The following is a 16,080-nucleotide window of genomic DNA, read 5'->3' as shown; positions in this document are numbered from 1 at the left end:
GGGAAACGGGACCCAGGAGGGGGCCATGCCCGTCCGGGACGGCGCCAAGGACGACGCCCGGTACGCCGACGCGCTCGTCGTACTGAAGAACGTCGACAAGCATTTCGGTGCGCTGCACGTGCTCCGGTCCATCGACCTGACCGTCGGCCGCGGCGAGGTCGTCGTGGTGATCGGCCCGTCCGGCGGCGGCAAGTCGACCCTGTGCCGCGCCATCAACCGACTGGAGACCGTGGACTCCGGCGAGATCCTCATCGACGGCAGGCCCCTGCCCGCCGAGGGCAGGGAGCTGGCCGCCCTGCGCGCCGACGTCGGCATGGTGTTCCAGTCGTTCAACCTCTTCGCCCACAAGACGGTGCTGGAGAACGTCACCCTCGGCCAGATCAAGGTACGCAAGAAGGACAAGAAGGCCGCCGAGCGGCGGGCCCGCGAACTGCTCGACCGGGTGGGTGTCGCCTCTCAGGCCGACAAGTACCCGGCGCAGCTCTCGGGCGGTCAGCAGCAGCGCGTCGCCATCGCCCGGGCGCTGGCCATGGAGCCGAAGGTGATGCTCTTCGACGAGCCGACCTCCGCCCTCGACCCCGAGATGATCAACGAGGTCCTGGAGGTCATGCAGCAACTCGCCCGGGAGGGGATGACCATGGTGGTCGTCACCCACGAAATGGGCTTCGCCCGCTCCGCCGCACACCGCGTGGTGTTCATGGCGGACGGCAGGATCGTGGAGGAGACCACACCGGACCAGTTCTTCAGCAATCCGCGCAGCGACCGGGCCAGGGACTTCCTGTCGAAGATCCTGCACCACTGAACCGCGCTCCGCCGCGCGCTCCACCTCCAGGGGTGATCATCATGAACCCGCACAAGCTCAGCAAGGCCGGTGTGGCCGTGGCCGCCGCGCTCGCCCTCTCCTTCTCCGCCGCCGCCTGCGGCGACGGCGGGGACGGCGGATCGGAAGGGGACGCCGGCAAGATCAACATCGGCATCAAGTTCGACCAGCCCGGTGTCGGACTGAAGACCCCGGACGGGTCGTACACCGGGTTCGACGTCGACGTGGCGACCTACGTCGCCCGGCAGCTCGGCCACCAACCCGGCGACATCGTCTGGAAGGAGGCGAAGAGCGCCGACCGCGAGACCATGCTCCAGCGCGGCGACGTCGACTTCATCGCGGCCTCCTACTCCATCAACGACGAGCGGGCGAAGAAGGTCGACTTCGCCGGTCCGTACCTGCTGGCGCACCAGGACGTCCTGATCCGCGCCGACGACAAGTCCATCACCAAGCCCTCCGACCTGAACAACAAGAAGCTCTGCTCGGTCACCGGGTCCACGTCCGCGCAGAACGTCAAGACGAAACTCGCACCCGACGCCCAGCTCCAGGAGTACGGCGGCTACTCGGAGTGCCTGACCGGCCTGGAGAACGGCGTGATCGACGCGGTCACCACCGACGACTCGATCCTCGCGGGCTACGCCGCGCAGGACCAGTTCCGGGGCAAGTTCAAGCTCGGCGGCTTCAAGATGAGCAACGAGAACTACGGCATCGGTGTCCAGAAGGGCAGCGAACTGAAGGAGAGGATCAACAGCGCCCTGGAGAAGATGGTCTCGGACGGTAGCTGGGACAAGGCCGTGGAGAAGAACTTCGGTCCGGCCGGCTACCGGAGCGAGCCCGCCCCGAAGATCGGCACCATCGTCAAGTGAGTGAGCCGACGTGTTCGACTTCCTTGAGGGGTACGACCTGCTGGGAGCCTTCTGGGTGACGGTGCAGCTCACCGTCTACTCCGCGATCGGCTCCCTGGTCTGGGGGACGCTGCTGGCCGCGATGCGGGTCAGCCCCGTCCCCCTGATGCGGGGTTTCGGCACCACCTACGTCAACATCGTGCGGAACATCCCGCTCACCGTGATCATCGTCTTCACCTCGCTCGGACTGTTCCAGACGCTGGGCGTCGGCCTCGGCGCCAAGGACTTCACCGGCATCAACTTCCGGCTCGCCGTGCTCGGCCTGATCGCCTACACCTCCGCCTTCGTCTGCGAGGCGCTCAGGTCCGGCATCAACACCGTCCCGGCCGGCCAGGTCGAGGCGGCCCGCGCCATCGGCCTGAGCTTCCCGCAGGTGCTGCGGCTGATCGTGCTGCCCCAGGCGTTCCGGTCGGTCGTGGGACCGCTGGCCAACGTCCTCATCGCCCTCACCAAGAACACCACCGTGGCCGCCACGATCGGCGTCGCCGAGGCCGCCCTGCTGATGCGGGAGATGATCGAGAACGAGGCCCAGCTGATCCTCATCTCCGTGACCTTCGCGTTCGGCTTCATCTGCCTCACCCTCCCGACCGGCCTCCTCCTCGGATGGGTGAGCAAGAAGGTCGCGGTGAGGCGATGAAGAGCCGGCCGTCCGCCCTGTACGACGTCCCGGGCCCGCGGGCCCGCCGCCGCAACGTCGTGTACACCGTGCTGTTCCTGCTGGCCCTCGCGTTGCTGATCTGGTGGGTCCTGCGGAGCCTCGCCGACAAGAACCAGCTCGAATGGTCCAAGTGGGAGCCCTTCTTCACGGACGTCCGGACGTGGACCACGTACATCCTCCCCGGCCTCAGGAACACGGTGATCGCCGCCGCTCTCGCCATGGCCATCGCCCTGCCGCTCGGCGCGCTCCTCGGCATCGGCCGGCTCTCCGACCACGCGTGGGTGCGCGGTGCGGCCGGCGCGGGGGTGGAGTTCTTCCGCGCCATCCCGGTCCTCATCCTGATGCTCTTCGCCAACGCCGCCTACGCCGAGTTCACCGACATCAGCCCGGAGACCCGCCCCCTGTACGCGGTCGTCACCGGACTCGTCCTCTACAACGCCTCGGTCCTGGCCGAGGTGGTACGGGCCGGCATCCTGGCCCTGCCCAGGGGGCAGACCGACGCGGCCAAGGCGATCGGCATGCGCAAGGGCCAGACCATGACCCACGTACTGCTTCCGCAGTCCGTCACCGCCATGCTCCCGGCGCTGGTCAGCCAGCTCGTCGTCATCGTCAAGGACACCGCGCTCGGCGGCGCGCTGCTCAACTTCTCCGAGCTGCTCGCCTCCGTCCGGCCGATGAGCGCGAACTACGGCGCGAACACCATCGCCAGCTTCACCGTCGTGGCCGTCGTCTTCGTCGCCCTCAACTTCGCGCTCACCACCTTCGCCGCCTGGCTGGAGCGCAGACTGCGGCGCGCCAAGCGGTCGACCGGCGCGGTGGTCCGGGTCGACGCGGTCGAGGAACTCGCGACACCGGGCGAGCACGCCGGCCCGGCGGACGTACGGGCCGGCATGCGGGCGGACGACACGAAGTGACGGGCGCGGGTAGGATGTGCTCCAACGCTCAGACGCAGCCGGGGCCCGTACCGCACGCAGGTACGGGCCCCGGCCCATTCCGGCGCCGGCCGCTCCGGGCGCAGGATCGAGGAAGGTTCCCCATGAACGCGACGTCATCAGCCCCCGGCCGCCCCGGCGCGGGCAGGACCGGCCGTGATCGGGCGCCACGGGGCGAGCTGTCGGTGCCCGACACGGTGATCCCGGGCCTGCCGCCCGCCGCCTCCTTCGCCGAGCTGGACCTGCCGGGCGAGCTGGTGGCGGCCATGACCGGCCTCTCGGTACGGGAGCCCTTCCCGATCCAGTCGGCCACCCTGCCGAACGCCCTCGCGGGGCGCGACGTCCTGGGCCGTGCGAGGACCGGTTCGGGCAAGACGCTGGCGTTCGGGCTCGCACTGCTCACCCGCACGGCGGGCCGGCGCGCCGAGTCCAAGCGGCCCCTGGCGCTGATCCTCGTACCGACCCGGGAACTCGCGCAGCAGGTGAGCGACGCGCTGGCGCCCTACGCGCAGGTGCTGGGGCTGCGGCTCACGACCGTGGTGGGCGGGCTGTCGATCGGGAAGCAGGCGGCCTCCGTCAAGGCCGGCGCCGAGGTCGTGGTGGCCACCCCCGGCCGGCTGGCCGACCTGGTCGGCCGGCGGGACTGCCACCTGAACCACGTGCGGATCACGGTGCTGGACGAGGCGGACCAGATGTGCGACCTGGGCTTCCTGCCCCAGGTCACCGAGATCCTGGACCACACTCCCGCCGAAGGGCAGCGCCTGCTGTTCTCCGCCACCCTCGACCGCAACGTCGACCACCTGGTCCGGCACTACCTGCACGACCCGGTGTTCGCCTCCGTCGACCAGGTGGAAAGCTCGGTCACGACGATGGAGCACCATGTGCTGCACGTCCACCCGGCCGACAAGTACGCCACCGCCACGGAGATCGCGGCCCGGGACGGTCGGGTGCTGATGTTCCTGGACACCAAGCTGGGCGTGGACCGGTTCGCCCGCCATCTGCGCGACAGCGGCGTACGGGCCGCCGCCCTGCACAGCGGGAAGTCCCAGCCGCAGCGCACGCACACCCTGGCACAGTTCCGGGAGGGCGCGGTGACGGTACTGGTGGCCACCGACGTCGCCGCCCGCGGCATCCACGTCGACGACCTCGACCTGGTCGTCAACGTCGACCCGCCCGCCGACGCCAAGGACTACCTGCACCGCGGCGGGCGCACGGCGCGCGCGGGCGAGTCGGGCAGCGTGGTCACCCTCGTCACTCCGGGTCAGCGTCGGGACGTGAGCCGCATGCTGTCGGACGCCGGGGTCCGGGCGACCGTCACCCAGGTGCGGTCCGGCGAGGAGGCGCTGACCCGCATCACCGGGGCCAAGCGCCCGCCGGCCGGGAACAGGACGAAGACCGCCGGCGCGCCCTTCCAGGGCATGGGCACCCGGACGGGCCGCCCCCCGAAGGAGACCCGCAGGTCCGCCGAGGCCCGCAAGCTGGCGGAGGCCCGGCGCGCCGCCCAGGCCCGCAAGGCCCGCTGACAGCGGCGCCCGGACCCGCGTCGAGTACGGGCGCGTCGCGCCCCGGCGCCGCGCCGGGCGTGACGCGTGCCCTCCCCGGCCCGGCGGCCGAGCCCCAACACCCGCGGGGAAGCGTCGGGCCACCTCGGCAGCCCCCCCGTACCGTCACACCGCGCCCCGGCACGAGCAGACCCCCGCGGCCGGGCGGAACTCATCGTTCCGGGTCCGGACGCGGGGGTTCCGGGTCTCGCGGTCGCACCGTCGCCGCGCCGCCGCGCGGCCGGACTCAGCGGCGCTCGGGCAGATCCGCCTCGGCCGGCAGCGCCGGTACGCTCCGCGCGGCGCGCGACGAAGCCGCCGCGGCCGGCTTCTTCCCGCAGAACGCCGCCTCCAGCGTCCCGCCGAGCGCCGTGTTGGCCGCCCCCCGGTTGGAGGTGTTCGCCATCGCCGAGAGGCTGCGCCGGCCGTCGCGGGTCGCGAAGGCGTAGGTGTAGTAGCCCTGCACGGTGCCGGTGTGTCCGTACACCCCGATGCCGCACGACAGGTCGTACCGGCGCAGGCCGAGCCCGTAGAAGCGGGTGTTCGTGGTGTCCGTCGGCGTGACCGTGGTCATGGCCTCCAGCATCCGCGGCGACAGCAGCCTGCCGCGCATCAGCGCGGTCATGAAGGTGTTCAGGTCCGCCGGGTCGGAGATGACCGCCCCGGCCGACTGCGCCCAGGAGAGCGTCTGCTCCGTGGAGTCGACCAGCGGCGCGCCGGCCTCGTCGGGGTGCAGGTAGCCGCGCACGTGCACGCCCTTGATGCGGGTGTCGGGGTGCACGTACGAGGTGTTGCGCAGCCGCAGCGGCTCGATGATGCGGCGCTCGTACTCGCGGCCCACCGCCTTGCCGGTGACCTTCTCGATAAGCATGCCCACCACCACGAAGTTGGCGTTCGAGTACTTGTACGCGGCGCCGGGCTCGGTGGTGCGGGGCTCGGCGAGTGAGAGGTCCAGGAGCTCCTGGTAGCCGAACACCCGGTTCCGCACCGCCTCGAAGCCGGGCACGGTATGGGCGAACATCTTGTCGGTGTAGTCCGCCAGCCCGCTGCGATGCGTCAGGAGGTGGCGCACGGTGATCCGGTCGTCCGGCAGCAGGCCCGGCAGGTACCGGTTCACCGGAGCGTCGAGCTCCACCGCCCCCTCGTCCACGAGCTGGAGCAGCACCACCGAGGAGAAGGTCTTGCTTACGCTGCCGATGCGGAAGCGCGCACGGGTGTCCATCGCCGCGCCCGACACCCGGTCCCTGACCCCGACCGCCCGCGTCCGCACTCCGTCCGGGCCGGTGAGGCGGGCCATCGCGCCGGGCGCGCCGTTGGCCATGGCGGCGTTCAGCGCCGCGACCACGCCCTCCATGTCGGGAGCGGGCTCGGCCGTGCGGGCTGCGGCGGAAGCGGGAGCGGAAGGCGCTGCGGGCCGGGCGGGCGCGGCGGGGGCGGCGGTGGCGGAAGCCGTCCCGCCCACGATCGCGGCGATCAGGGTGGCGCTTACCACCAGGCGTCGGTGCGGTGACACAGTCACGTCAGGTCCTCGACTCGATCGGTACGGCACGCCCGAGGGCGTACGCGCGGAAACCGAGGGGACGCCGGCGCTCGTGCGCGCGCCGACTCCCCTACTCATCGACCATGAGTCTCAACGCGCCCGGTCGGTTCCCGACATGACCGTCGCGAACGCACCTTTCTGACCCGAGGTCAGCTCCCGGACGCGAGCGGGTGGCGGACGGACCGGCCGGGCCCGCTCTCCCACACCCCCGGTGCCGGCGGGCCGGGGTGCGGTCCACCGCGCCGCCGTCCGCTCCCGTCCCATGGGGGCGGGCCCTCGGCACATCCTCCCAAGGGGTCGCATCTGCCATGGAGAAAGCCTCAGACAATTGCACACGCGGCCTTCAGGGCCCTAGCGTGTCGCACATGCAGTCCTACACCATTGGCCAGGCCGCACGGCTGCTGGGCGTCAGCCCGGACACCGCGCGGCGCTGGGCGGACGCCGGCCGGGTCCCGACTCACCGCGACGAAGCGGGCCGCCGCCTCATCGACGGACGGGACCTCGCGGCCTTCTCGATCGAGGTCGCCCAGGGTGGCCCCGGAGAGGAAGACGGTTCGTACACCACCGCCCGCAACGCCTTCCCCGGCATCGTCACCGCCGTGAAGCTCGGCGATGTCGCGGCCCAGGTCGAGATCCAGGCCGGGCCGCACCGACTCGTCTCCCTGCTCACCCGCGAGGCCGTCGAGGAACTGGGGCTGGAGGTCGGCATGCGGGCCACCGCCCGCGTGAAGTCGACCAGCGTGCACATCGACCGCGTCTGACCACGCCCCCTTGGTCCCACCCGCGGCGGCGCCGATCGTGCCCGGTGCGGCCGGCCCGCACCCCCGCGAGGCCGGGCGCGCCGATCGCCGCCCGCCACGCCCACGCCACCCAGGAGTCGACTCCATGCCCCGCATCACCACGGCCACCCGCCGCGCCCTGACCGCCATCCTCGCCACCGCCCTGCTGGCCCCCGTGGCCGCCTGCGCCGGCGGGGAGAAGGACGCCCCGGCGTCGAGGAGCGGCGACTCCGCGGCCCCGAAGGCGCACCTCACCGTTCTGGCCGCGGCGTCGCTCACCGAGGTCTTCACGACCGCGGGCGCCGCGTACGAGAAGTCCCACCCCGGCACGACGATCACCTTTTCCTTCGCCGGCTCACAGGAACTGATCGCCCAGGTCAGGCAGGGCGCCCCGGCCGACGCGCTGGTCACCGCCGACACCCGGAGCATGGACGGCGTGAAGGAGGAGGTCGAAGCCCCCACCGTCATCGCGAAGAACCGGCTCGTCATCGCCACCGCCGAGGGCAACCCCAGGAAGGTCGCCACCCTGAGGGACCTGGGTGATCCGCGGCTCAAGGTGGTGCTGGCCGCCCCCGAGGTGCCGGCCGGCAAGTACAGCGCGAAGATCCTCGACGCGCAGGGCGTCACCGTGAAGCCGGTGTCCCAGGAGCCCAGCGTCCGTGCCGTCCTCAGCAAGGTCGAGCTGGGCGAGGCCGACGCGGGGCTGGTCTACGCGACCGACGCCGGCACCGCCCCGGACAAGGTCGACGCCGTCACGATCCCCGACGCGCAGAACGCGGTCGCCGAGTACCCCGCCGCCGCGCTGAAGGGCTCCGCGAACGCCGGGGCCGCCGCCGCGTTCGTCGCCTGGCTCTCCGGCCCGGAGGCGCGGAAGATCCTCGGAGAGGCGGGCTTCCAGCAGCCGTAGCCCCCGCCCCCGACGCGTGGGGACCGCCCGCCCGAGAGGAACGGAGGCCCCCGCGCCGCGCACCACCGGCCGAACACCCCACCCCAGGACACCGATGAGACGCCTCACCCCGCGCACGCCCGTCACCCTGGCGCTGCCCGCGCTCGCGGCCGTCGCCCTGCTGTCGCTGCCCCTGGTCGGGATCCTCGCCCGCACCTCCTGGGGCGAACTCGGCGCGCACCTCACCACCCCGCAGGCCGTCGAGGCGCTGAAGCTGTCGCTCGTCGTGTCCTGCTGGTCCCTGGGCCTGTCCCTGCTGCTGGGCGTGCCCCTCGCCTGGCTGCTGGCCCGGGTCTCCTTCCCCGGCAAGGCGCTGGTCCGGTCGCTGGTCCTGCTGCCCATGGTGCTGCCCCCGACCGTGGGCGGGGTCGCGCTGCTGCTCGCGTTCGGCCGCCGGGGCGTGCTCGGACCGTGGCTGGAGGACTGGTTCGGCATCACCCTGCCGTTCCACACGTCCGGCGCGGTCGTCGCCGCCACGTTCGTCTCCATGCCGTTCCTCGTCATCAGCCTGGAGGGCGCGCTCGCCGGGCTCGACCGGCGGTACGAGGAGACCGCGGCCTCCCTCGGCGCGCCGCCGCTCCGGGTCTTCCGCACCGTGACCCTGCCGATCGTCGCCCCCGGACTCGCGGCGGGCGCCGCGCTGACGTGGGCGCGGGCCCTCGGCGAGTTCGGCGCCACCATCACCTTCGCGGGCAACCTGCCCGGCAGCACCCAGACGCTGCCCCTCCAGGTGTACCTCCTCCTCCAGGACCGGCCGGAGGCCGCGACGTCCGTCTCGCTGCTGCTGCTCGCCATCGCGATGGCCGTCCTCGTCGCCCTGCGCGGCCGGTGGTCCACCGCGCCGCGCGGACACGCCCCGGCGGCCGGCGGCGAACGCCCCGACGGCGACGACCGCGCCGCCCCGCGACGGCCGGAGCCGACGGCCGACGCCCCCGCGGACTCCGGCTCCTGGTCCCTGCGCGCCGAGGTCACCGGCTTCACCGACCTCGTCCTGGACGCCCCGCCCGGCACCACCGTCGCCGTCGTCGGCCCCAACGGCGCCGGCAAGTCGACCCTCCTGCGCGCCCTGCTCGCCCTGACCGACCGGGCCCACGCCCGGCTGACGCTCGGCGACACCGACGTCACCGGCCTCCCGCCGCACCGGCGCGGTGTCGCCTGGGTCCCACAGGACGGCGCCCTGTTCCCGCACCTGTCCGCGCTGGCCAACACCGCGTACGGACTGCGCGCCCACGGCGTACCTCGCGACGAGGCGCGCGAGGCCGCCCAGCGGTGGCTGGACCGCCTCGGCGTCGGCCACCTCGCCCACCGCCGCCCCGCCCAGCTGTCCGGCGGCCAGGCCCAGCGCGTCGCCCTGGCCCGCGCGCTCGCCGCCCGGCCCCGGCTGCTGCTCCTGGACGAGCCGCTCGCCGCCCTCGACCAGACCACCCGCGCCCACGTCCGCCACGCCCTGCGCCGCCACCTCGACGGCTTCGGCGGGGTCTGCCTCATCGTCACCCACGACCCGGTGGAGGCCGTCTCGCTCGCCGACCGCGTCCTGGTCCTGGAGGACGGCCGCGCGCTCCAGGACGCCTCCCCGGCCGAGGTGACCCGGCACCCCCGCTCGCCCTGGGTGGCCCGCATGCTCGGCCGCAACGCCTGGCCGGGCACCGCCACCGCCGACGGCCTCGCGCCGGTGGGCGGGCCCACCACCGTGGTGGCCGCGGAACCGCTCCCCGAGGGCACCGAGGCCCTCGCGATCATCGCCCCCGAGGCGGTGTCCCTGCACCGCGACCGGCCCACCGGCAGCCCGCGCAACGCCTGGCCCGGCACCGTACGGGAGATCACGGCCGTGGGCAGCCGGATGCGGGTCCTGGTCACCTCCGACGACGCCCCGGACCTCGTCGCCGAGATCACCCCCGCGGCGGCGGCCGACCTGGGCCTGGCCGACGGCACACCGGTGTTCACGGCGGTCAAGGCGACCGAGGTGGCCCTCGTACCCCGCTAGGGGCCCGCGCGCCCGGGGACACCGGACGGGCACGGGAAGCAGCCCGCCGGTCAGGCGAAGCTCAGGCTGCCCGTCCGGGTGCGCTTCAGCTCGAAGAAGTCCGCGTGTCCCGCGAGGGTGCGGAACGCGTCGAAGAGACGCACCGCCTCGGTGCCGCGAGGCACCGAGTTGAGGACCGGGCCGAACCAGACCGCGCCGTCGACGTGCAGGGTGGGCGTGCCCACGTACGCGTCGGCCGCCGGGTCCCGTCCGGCGTCGTGGCTGCGCCGGACGGCGGTGTCGAGGGCCGGGTCGTGCGCCGCCGCCGCGAGGCCGGCGGGCAGGCCCAGCGCGGCCAGGGCGTCGGTGACCACGGCGTCGAAGTCCTGGTTCCTGTCCTGGTGGACACGGGTGCCGAGGGCCGTGTAGAGGTCCCGCAGCACCCCCTCGCCGTACCGCTCGGCGGCGGCGGCCGCGACCCGGACCGGACCGACGGACCGGTCGACCAGGTCCCGGTACCAGTCGGGCAGGTCGTTGCCGGCGTTGTGCAGGTACAGACTCATGACGTGGAAGCGGACGTCGAGGGGGCGGTGGCGCTCGACCTCCAGGATCCAGCGGGAGGTGATCCAGGCGAAGGGGCAGGCCGGGTCGAACCAGAAGTCCACGGTGGGTGCGTGCTGTCGCTCGGTGCTCATGGCGGGAAGGCTGTCACGCGCCGGCCGCGGTGGCCCGGGCCATTCCCGGTGCGGAGCGCTGGGCCACTTGGCCTCGTACGCTTCCCGCCGCGCCACCTGCGCGGCTGTCCCGCCGCCCCCTCGCGTCAGGCGGCGGTGAGGGCGACCGGCAGGCTGTCGTAGGCGGCGACGAAGTTGGACGCCCGGCGGGCGGGGGAGCCCAGCAGGCGGAGCCGGTCCACCCGCGCCAGCAGGGCCCCGAACACCAGGCGCAGTTGGGTACGGGCGAGGGCGGCGCCCATGCAGAAGTGCCGTCCGCTCGTGAAGGACAGGTGCGGGTTGGCGGCGCGGTCGACGCGGAAGGCGTCCGCGTCGGGGAAGACGTCCGCGTCCCGGTTGGCGGACGGCAGCCACAGGCACAGCAGGTCGCCCGGTTCGAGGGGTGTCCCGCCGAGCACCGTCGGGCGCGTCACCGTACGGACCAGGTGCAGCGGCGGAGTGGTGTGGCGGAGGACCTCCTCCACCGCGCGGTCCAGGTGCTCGGGGTGCCCGCGCAGCCACTGCCACTGCTCGGGGTGCCGGGCGAACGCGGCCACGCCGGCGGCCGTGGCGTTCTTGGTGGTCTCGTTGCCCCCGATGGCGAGGTTCAGGCAGTTGAGGAGCACTTCCTCGCCGGTCAGCCGGTCCCCGTCGATGTCGGCCGCCAGCAGCCGCCGCACCAGCCCGTCGCCGGCGAGGGCGGCCTCGTCCTCCAGGAGCACCGCCAGGTGCGTCAGCAGCCGGCCGTTGGCGGCGGTAGTCGACCGGCGGCGGGCCGTCAGGTCGCCCGCCTCCTCGTCGTGCTCCATGAGCGAACCGCACACGGCTCGGCTCGCCAGCTCGGACAGGGGCCGCCACTCCGGCTCGGGCAGGCCCAGCAGCAGGCCGGTCGCCGCCGCGGGCACCCGGGCCGCGACGGCCCCCACGAAGTCGGTCTCCCCCTCCCGTACCGCCCGTTCCACCCACCGCTGGACGTGGCCCCGCAGCACCCCGTCCATCGCGTGCGCCGCCGAGCGGGTCAGCCCGCCGCTGACCAGCCGGCGCAGGCGCTGGTGGTGCGGCGGGTCGGTAAGCTCGATCATCCGGCCGGCCGCCGTGTCCCGCTCGCCGAGCGCGGTGTCCAGCGTCATGCCCCACTCGGAGCTGAAGGTCGCCGAGTCCCGCAGCACCGCGTCGACGTGCGCGTACCGGGTCACCGAGAAGAACCCGGGCGCGCCCCGCCGGTCCTGGAAGTGCGGCGCTTCGCGGCGCCGCAGCGCGGCCCACACCCCGTGGGGCGGCTCGGGGAGGAAGGTACGGGGGTCCGTCAGGTCCGGGACGGTCGGGGGGAGGGCGGACATCGGTCGTCCTCTCAGGGGGCGGCGGGCGCGGGGATGAAGCCGGAGGCGTGGAAGTAGCGGACGTAGTGGTCCAGGAGCCGCGCGTCGACCGGCGGGCAGACCTGCCCGCTCCCGGCCAGGTCGGCTTCGAGCCGGCCGCGGTCCAGCCCGGGGGCGCGACCGGCGGTGGACAGCTCCTCGACGGTGAGCCCGCCGACGGCGGCCTCCCTGGTGAACAGCTCGGCGAACGGGCCGAAGGGGTGCGACGGCCGCCGCGCGAGGTGGGCCACCATGGCGTCGACCCACTCCCGGTGGCCGACCGTGCGGATCGGGTGCCCGTGGGCCCGCAGCCGGTCCACCATCGCGCCGAGCATCGCGGGCCGCGGGTTGGTCAGGTGGTACGTCTGCCCGGTCGCCGCGCGGTGCGTGGCGAGGTGGACGACGGCCCCCGCGACGAAGTCGGCCGGCACCAGGTCGAGGGGGAGCGCGAGGTCGGGCGCCAGCCGCAGCTCGGTGATGATCCGGAACAACTCGCAGAGCGCCGCACCACTGTTCCAGGTGTGGCCGGTGGTGTCGCCCGAGACTTCGTGCGGGCGGTGGACGGCCACCGGCAGCCCGGCGCGGGCGGCACCCCGTACGAGTTCCTCGGCGACCCACTTGCTCTCGGTGTAGCCCATGGACAGCAGCTCGACATGGCTGAGCGGCGTCTCCTCGGTGACGTACCGCACCCCGGCGGCGCCCATGCCGTGGACCACCGCCACGGTCGACACGTGGTGCAGCGGGACGCCGCGCCGGGCGGCCAGGGCGATGACCTCCCGGGTGCCGTACACATTGGCGGCGCGCAGCTTCTCGTACGGGTAGAGGAAGTTGACCTCGGCGCCGCAGTGGTGGACGACGTCGGCGCCGCCCGCCTGTTCCGCCCAGTCGCGCGCGCTCAGCCCGAGCCGGGGCAGGGTGAGGTCCCCGACGAGCGGGCGCACCCGGTGCGCGGGCAGCGGCCGTGCGATGCCGAACCGCGCCTGGGCCAGGGCGAGGCGCTCCGCGGCGTGCGTGGTGTCCCGCGCCCGGACCAGCGCGTGCACCACCGCGTTCGTGCGGTCGAGCAACTCGCGCAGCAGGTGGGCGCCGACGAACCCGGTGGCCCCGGTCAGGAACACGTGCCGGGGCGCCCGCCACGCCGGGCGCGGGCCCGCGCGGGCCACCGGCGGCACGGCCCAGCGCAGGTCGGGCCGCCAGCGGTCCTCCGCGACGGCTTGCCCCGGGAAGCCGGGGGTGTCGACGACCTCCTGGACGGCGGCGGTGAACGCCTTCACCGTGGGCTCGCCCAGCAGTCTGGTGACCAGGTCGTAGCTGTGCCGCTGGTCGATGCCGAGCCGCTGCCGGACGCGGGCCACGAGCCGTACGGCCAGCAGGGAGCTGCCGCCGCACGTGAAGAAGTCGTCGTCCGGTTCGGCCCGGCCGAGCGGCAGCACCGACGCCCACGCCGCCGCCACGACGCCCGCCGGCGACCCCTCGTCGTCGCGGTACGCGGCGGCGGGCGGCGCCACCGCCGGGTCCGGCAGCGCGGCGCGGTCCACCTTGCCGTTCGGGGCCAGGGGCAGCCGGTCCAGCACCGTGACGGTGGCCGGGACCATGAAGGCCGGCAGCGCCTCGGCGAGGAACGCCCGCAGCTCCGGCGCGGTGGGGGACCGGCCGGGATCACTCGGGGTCACGTACGCGCACAGACCGCGGCTGGTGCCGTCCTCGCGCGCCACGACGACGGCGTCCGCGACGGCGGGGTGACGGGCCAGGGCGGTGCGGACCTCCTCCGGCTCGACCCGGAAACCCCGGACCTTGACCTGGTCGTCGCGGCGTCCGCAGAACTCGATCAGCCCGTCGGCCCGGCGGCGTACGAAGTCACCGCTGCGGTAGACGCGCGGCCGGGCGACGCCGGGGCGGACGCCGGGGCCCGCGACCGGGGCCGAGGCGGAAGCCGGGTCCAGGGTGAGGAAGCGGCGGGCCGTCTCGTCCGGGTCGTTGAGGTAGCCGGGGGCGACCGCGTCACCGCCGATGTACAGCTCGCCCACCTCGCCGGCCGCCGCGGGGCTGCCGTCCTCGCGCAGGACGTGCACGACGGTGTCGGCGATCGGGCGGCCGACGGGGACGCACGTCGCGTCGGCCGGTACCCGCGTCACGTCGTGGGCGAGGGCGACACAGGCCGCCTCGGTCGGTCCGTAGGCGTTGACCAGGTGGTGGGGCCTGCCCAGTTCGAGGACCCGCCGGGCCGCGTCGGGCCGCAGCGCCTCGCCGCCCGTCACCACGTGACGGAGCCCCGCGAACGTCTCCGGCCGCTCCCGCGCCACCAGGTGGAAGACGCTCGTGGTCAGGAACAGGACGGTGATGCCCTCCTGCGTGACGAGCCGGTGCAGCGCGTGCGGCGCCAGCAGCACCTCGGAGGGGGCCGGCACCAGACAGGCGCCGTTCAGCAGGGCCGGCCACACCTCCAGCACCGAGGCGTCGAACGAGAGCGCCGCCGCGTGCAGCACCCGGTCGTCGGGGCGGACGTCCATGAAGCCGTTCGCCAGGGCCAGTCTGGCCACCCCGCGCTGCGGGACGGCTACCGCCCTGGGCCGGCCGGTGGTGCCGGAGGTGAACATCACGTACGCGGGCGCCGGCCCGGCCGTTGCCGTACCCGGCGAAGGTGACCCGCCGCCCGCCCCCGCACCGGGATCGCGCGGCACGTCCAGCACGTCCCGGTAGTCCAGCACCCGCACCGGCCCCACGTCGGGCCGGTCCGCCCCCGGCAGCCGTACGACCACCGCCGCACCGGCGTCCGCGACCATGCCGCGCAGCCGGTCGGCCGGCAGCGAGGCGTCCAGCGGCAGGTAGGGCGTCCCCGCCAGGGCCGCGCCCACCATCGCCACGCACGACTCCGGCCCGCGCGGCCCCACGATGCCCACGACATCGCCCGCACCCGCCCCCGCCCCGGCGAGCCCCCGCGCGAACCGGCGGGCGAGCCCGGCCAGTTCGGCGTACGTGTGGCTCACCTCCCGGCCCGCCACCGCGCACCGCCGCGGGTGCCGGCGCACCTGTTCCGCGAACAGCTCCGCCAGCGGCCGCCCGTAAGGGCGAACCTCCACGCCGGCCTCCATGGCGGGGCGTGCGGGCGGCGGGTGGCCGCTCCCGTACGCGATGGCATCCCGTGCGGTGCCGTCCGGAGTCATCCGCCCGCTCCCCTCCCGGCGGCCTTCCCCGGCTCGCCGCCTCTGGTCCCGCCCTGTTCGTGGGCGACGTGATCGTACGGTCGCCGGGCGGCGCCCCGCGGGGCCGCGGCAAAGGCTCCACGGCACCGGCGACGGGCCGCACCTGCCGGAACAGCGGGGGAACCCTCGCAACGCGTAACGGTTCGCCGCGCGGACTTTCGCAAGTTCCCGGCCGGCGGGCGGGGCGCGGGAGAGATCCGGCACGAGGAGCGGTGGACCGGTGGGGACACGCCGGACCGGCCGGCCATCTTCCCGCTCGAAGGAGGGCAGGCCGCGGCCGCGCGCCTCCTGGACCGGGGGGCGCCGGCATTGTGTGCGCGAGCGACCCGCCGGCCCTCGGAGCCATCGGGGCCCGCGCCCCGGCGGGGGTGACGGTTCCCGCGGACGTGTCGCTCGCCGGGTTCGACGACTCCGCTGCCGTGCGCCGTCCGCCGACGGACACGTACCCGGGAGTAGAACGCGCTTGCAATCCCCCCTGGTGCGGTCGTCCGCGCACCGCCCGTCGATCCGTCGGTGCAGCGGTATTGACGTGCCCATGACCCATACCTAGCGTAGCAAGCGCTTTCTCAACGACGTCTTCGGAGCCGCAATCCACCAGGAGCCCCCATGAGACCCGCGACACCGTTGTCCTTACGACCTTGGGGGAAATTGAGGTCGGGCCGTCTTGGCCTGGTGGTTCGGCTGGTGGGTGATCAGCAGGCCGTCGTGCGGACGAGGACCAG

General features: G+C 74.1%; 13 protein-coding genes. 9 read left to right on the top strand and 4 right to left on the bottom strand.

Annotated features, from left to right (window positions below):
• The first annotated feature begins 25 nt into the window (after nucleotides 1–25).
• The 5 genes from AC07DW_RS29285 to AC07DW_RS29265 all read left to right on the top strand — a co-directional run bounded on the left by AC07DW_RS29285 (nucleotide 26) and on the right by AC07DW_RS29265 (nucleotide 4,838).
• Nucleotides 26–802, top strand: coding sequence for an amino acid ABC transporter ATP-binding protein (locus tag AC07DW_RS29285; protein ID WP_478860694.1), 777 nt, complete (start codon nucleotides 26–28; stop codon nucleotides 800–802).
• Between the two features lie 41 nt (nucleotides 803–843).
• Nucleotides 844–1,686, top strand: coding sequence for a glutamate ABC transporter substrate-binding protein (locus AC07DW_RS29280; RefSeq protein WP_478860693.1), 843 nt, complete (start codon nucleotides 844–846; stop codon nucleotides 1,684–1,686).
• 10 nt (nucleotides 1,687–1,696) lie between these two features.
• Nucleotides 1,697–2,362: an amino acid ABC transporter permease gene (locus AC07DW_RS29275; protein ID WP_478860692.1), complete on the top strand. Its 666-nt coding sequence runs from the start codon at nucleotides 1,697–1,699 to the stop codon at nucleotides 2,360–2,362.
• A complete protein-coding gene (locus AC07DW_RS29270; RefSeq protein ID WP_478860691.1) occupies nucleotides 2,359–3,297 on the top strand; it encodes an amino acid ABC transporter permease in 939 nt (312 codons plus the stop codon). The genes AC07DW_RS29275 and AC07DW_RS29270 overlap by 4 nt, the downstream gene beginning before the upstream one ends.
• Before the next feature lie 122 nt (nucleotides 3,298–3,419).
• The gene (locus AC07DW_RS29265; RefSeq protein ID WP_478860690.1) at nucleotides 3,420–4,838 is read left to right on the top strand and encodes a DEAD/DEAH box helicase; all 1,419 of its coding nucleotides are present in this window, start codon (nucleotides 3,420–3,422) and stop codon (nucleotides 4,836–4,838) included.
• Between the two features lie 265 nt (nucleotides 4,839–5,103).
• On the opposite strand, the gene AC07DW_RS29260 is transcribed toward AC07DW_RS29265, so the two are convergent.
• Nucleotides 5,104–6,375 carry a serine hydrolase domain-containing protein gene (locus tag AC07DW_RS29260; protein ID WP_478860689.1) on the bottom strand — a complete coding sequence of 424 codons (1,272 nt, stop codon included), beginning with the start codon at nucleotides 6,373–6,375 and terminating at the stop codon, nucleotides 5,104–5,106.
• A 386-nt stretch (nucleotides 6,376–6,761) separates the two neighbouring features.
• Between AC07DW_RS29260 and AC07DW_RS29255 the strand changes: the two genes are divergently transcribed.
• From AC07DW_RS29255 to AC07DW_RS29245, 3 genes are all read left to right on the top strand, one after another.
• The gene (locus tag AC07DW_RS29255) at nucleotides 6,762–7,157 is read left to right on the top strand and encodes a TOBE domain-containing protein (RefSeq protein ID WP_478860688.1); all 396 of its coding nucleotides are present in this window, start codon (nucleotides 6,762–6,764) and stop codon (nucleotides 7,155–7,157) included.
• 124 nt (nucleotides 7,158–7,281) lie between these two features.
• Nucleotides 7,282–8,082, top strand: coding sequence for a molybdate ABC transporter substrate-binding protein (gene modA, locus AC07DW_RS29250; protein ID WP_478860687.1), 801 nt, complete (start codon nucleotides 7,282–7,284; stop codon nucleotides 8,080–8,082).
• A 94-nt stretch (nucleotides 8,083–8,176) separates the two neighbouring features.
• Nucleotides 8,177–10,105 carry an ABC transporter permease gene (locus AC07DW_RS29245; RefSeq protein ID WP_478860686.1) on the top strand — a complete coding sequence of 643 codons (1,929 nt, stop codon included), beginning with the start codon at nucleotides 8,177–8,179 and terminating at the stop codon, nucleotides 10,103–10,105.
• Nucleotides 10,106–10,155: 50 nt separating this feature from the next.
• On the opposite strand, the gene AC07DW_RS29240 is transcribed toward AC07DW_RS29245, so the two are convergent.
• The 3 genes from AC07DW_RS29240 to AC07DW_RS29230 form a co-directional block, all read right to left on the bottom strand.
• Nucleotides 10,156–10,779 carry a mycothiol-dependent nitroreductase Rv2466c family protein gene (locus tag AC07DW_RS29240; RefSeq protein WP_478860685.1) on the bottom strand — a complete coding sequence of 208 codons (624 nt, stop codon included), beginning with the start codon at nucleotides 10,777–10,779 and terminating at the stop codon, nucleotides 10,156–10,158.
• Nucleotides 10,780–10,904: 125 nt separating this feature from the next.
• On the bottom strand, nucleotides 10,905–12,137 hold the full coding sequence (locus tag AC07DW_RS29235; protein ID WP_478860684.1) for a cytochrome P450: 1,233 nt from the start codon (nucleotides 12,135–12,137) through the stop codon (nucleotides 10,905–10,907).
• Between the two features lie 11 nt (nucleotides 12,138–12,148).
• The gene (locus AC07DW_RS29230) at nucleotides 12,149–15,235 is read right to left on the bottom strand and encodes a non-ribosomal peptide synthetase (protein WP_478860683.1); all 3,087 of its coding nucleotides are present in this window, start codon (nucleotides 15,233–15,235) and stop codon (nucleotides 12,149–12,151) included.
• A gap of 20 nt (nucleotides 15,236–15,255) precedes the next feature.
• Here AC07DW_RS29230 and AC07DW_RS29225 point away from each other — a divergent pair, with 20 nt between their 5' ends.
• Nucleotides 15,256–15,897, top strand: a complete 642-nt coding sequence (locus tag AC07DW_RS29225; protein ID WP_478860682.1) for a substrate-binding domain-containing protein — start codon at nucleotides 15,256–15,258, stop codon at nucleotides 15,895–15,897.
• The last annotated feature ends 183 nt before the right edge of the window (nucleotides 15,898–16,080 follow it).

Source organism: Streptomyces sp. NPDC045701, from assembly GCF_056432045.1.
This window is presented reverse-complemented; position numbering and strand designations above follow the sequence as displayed.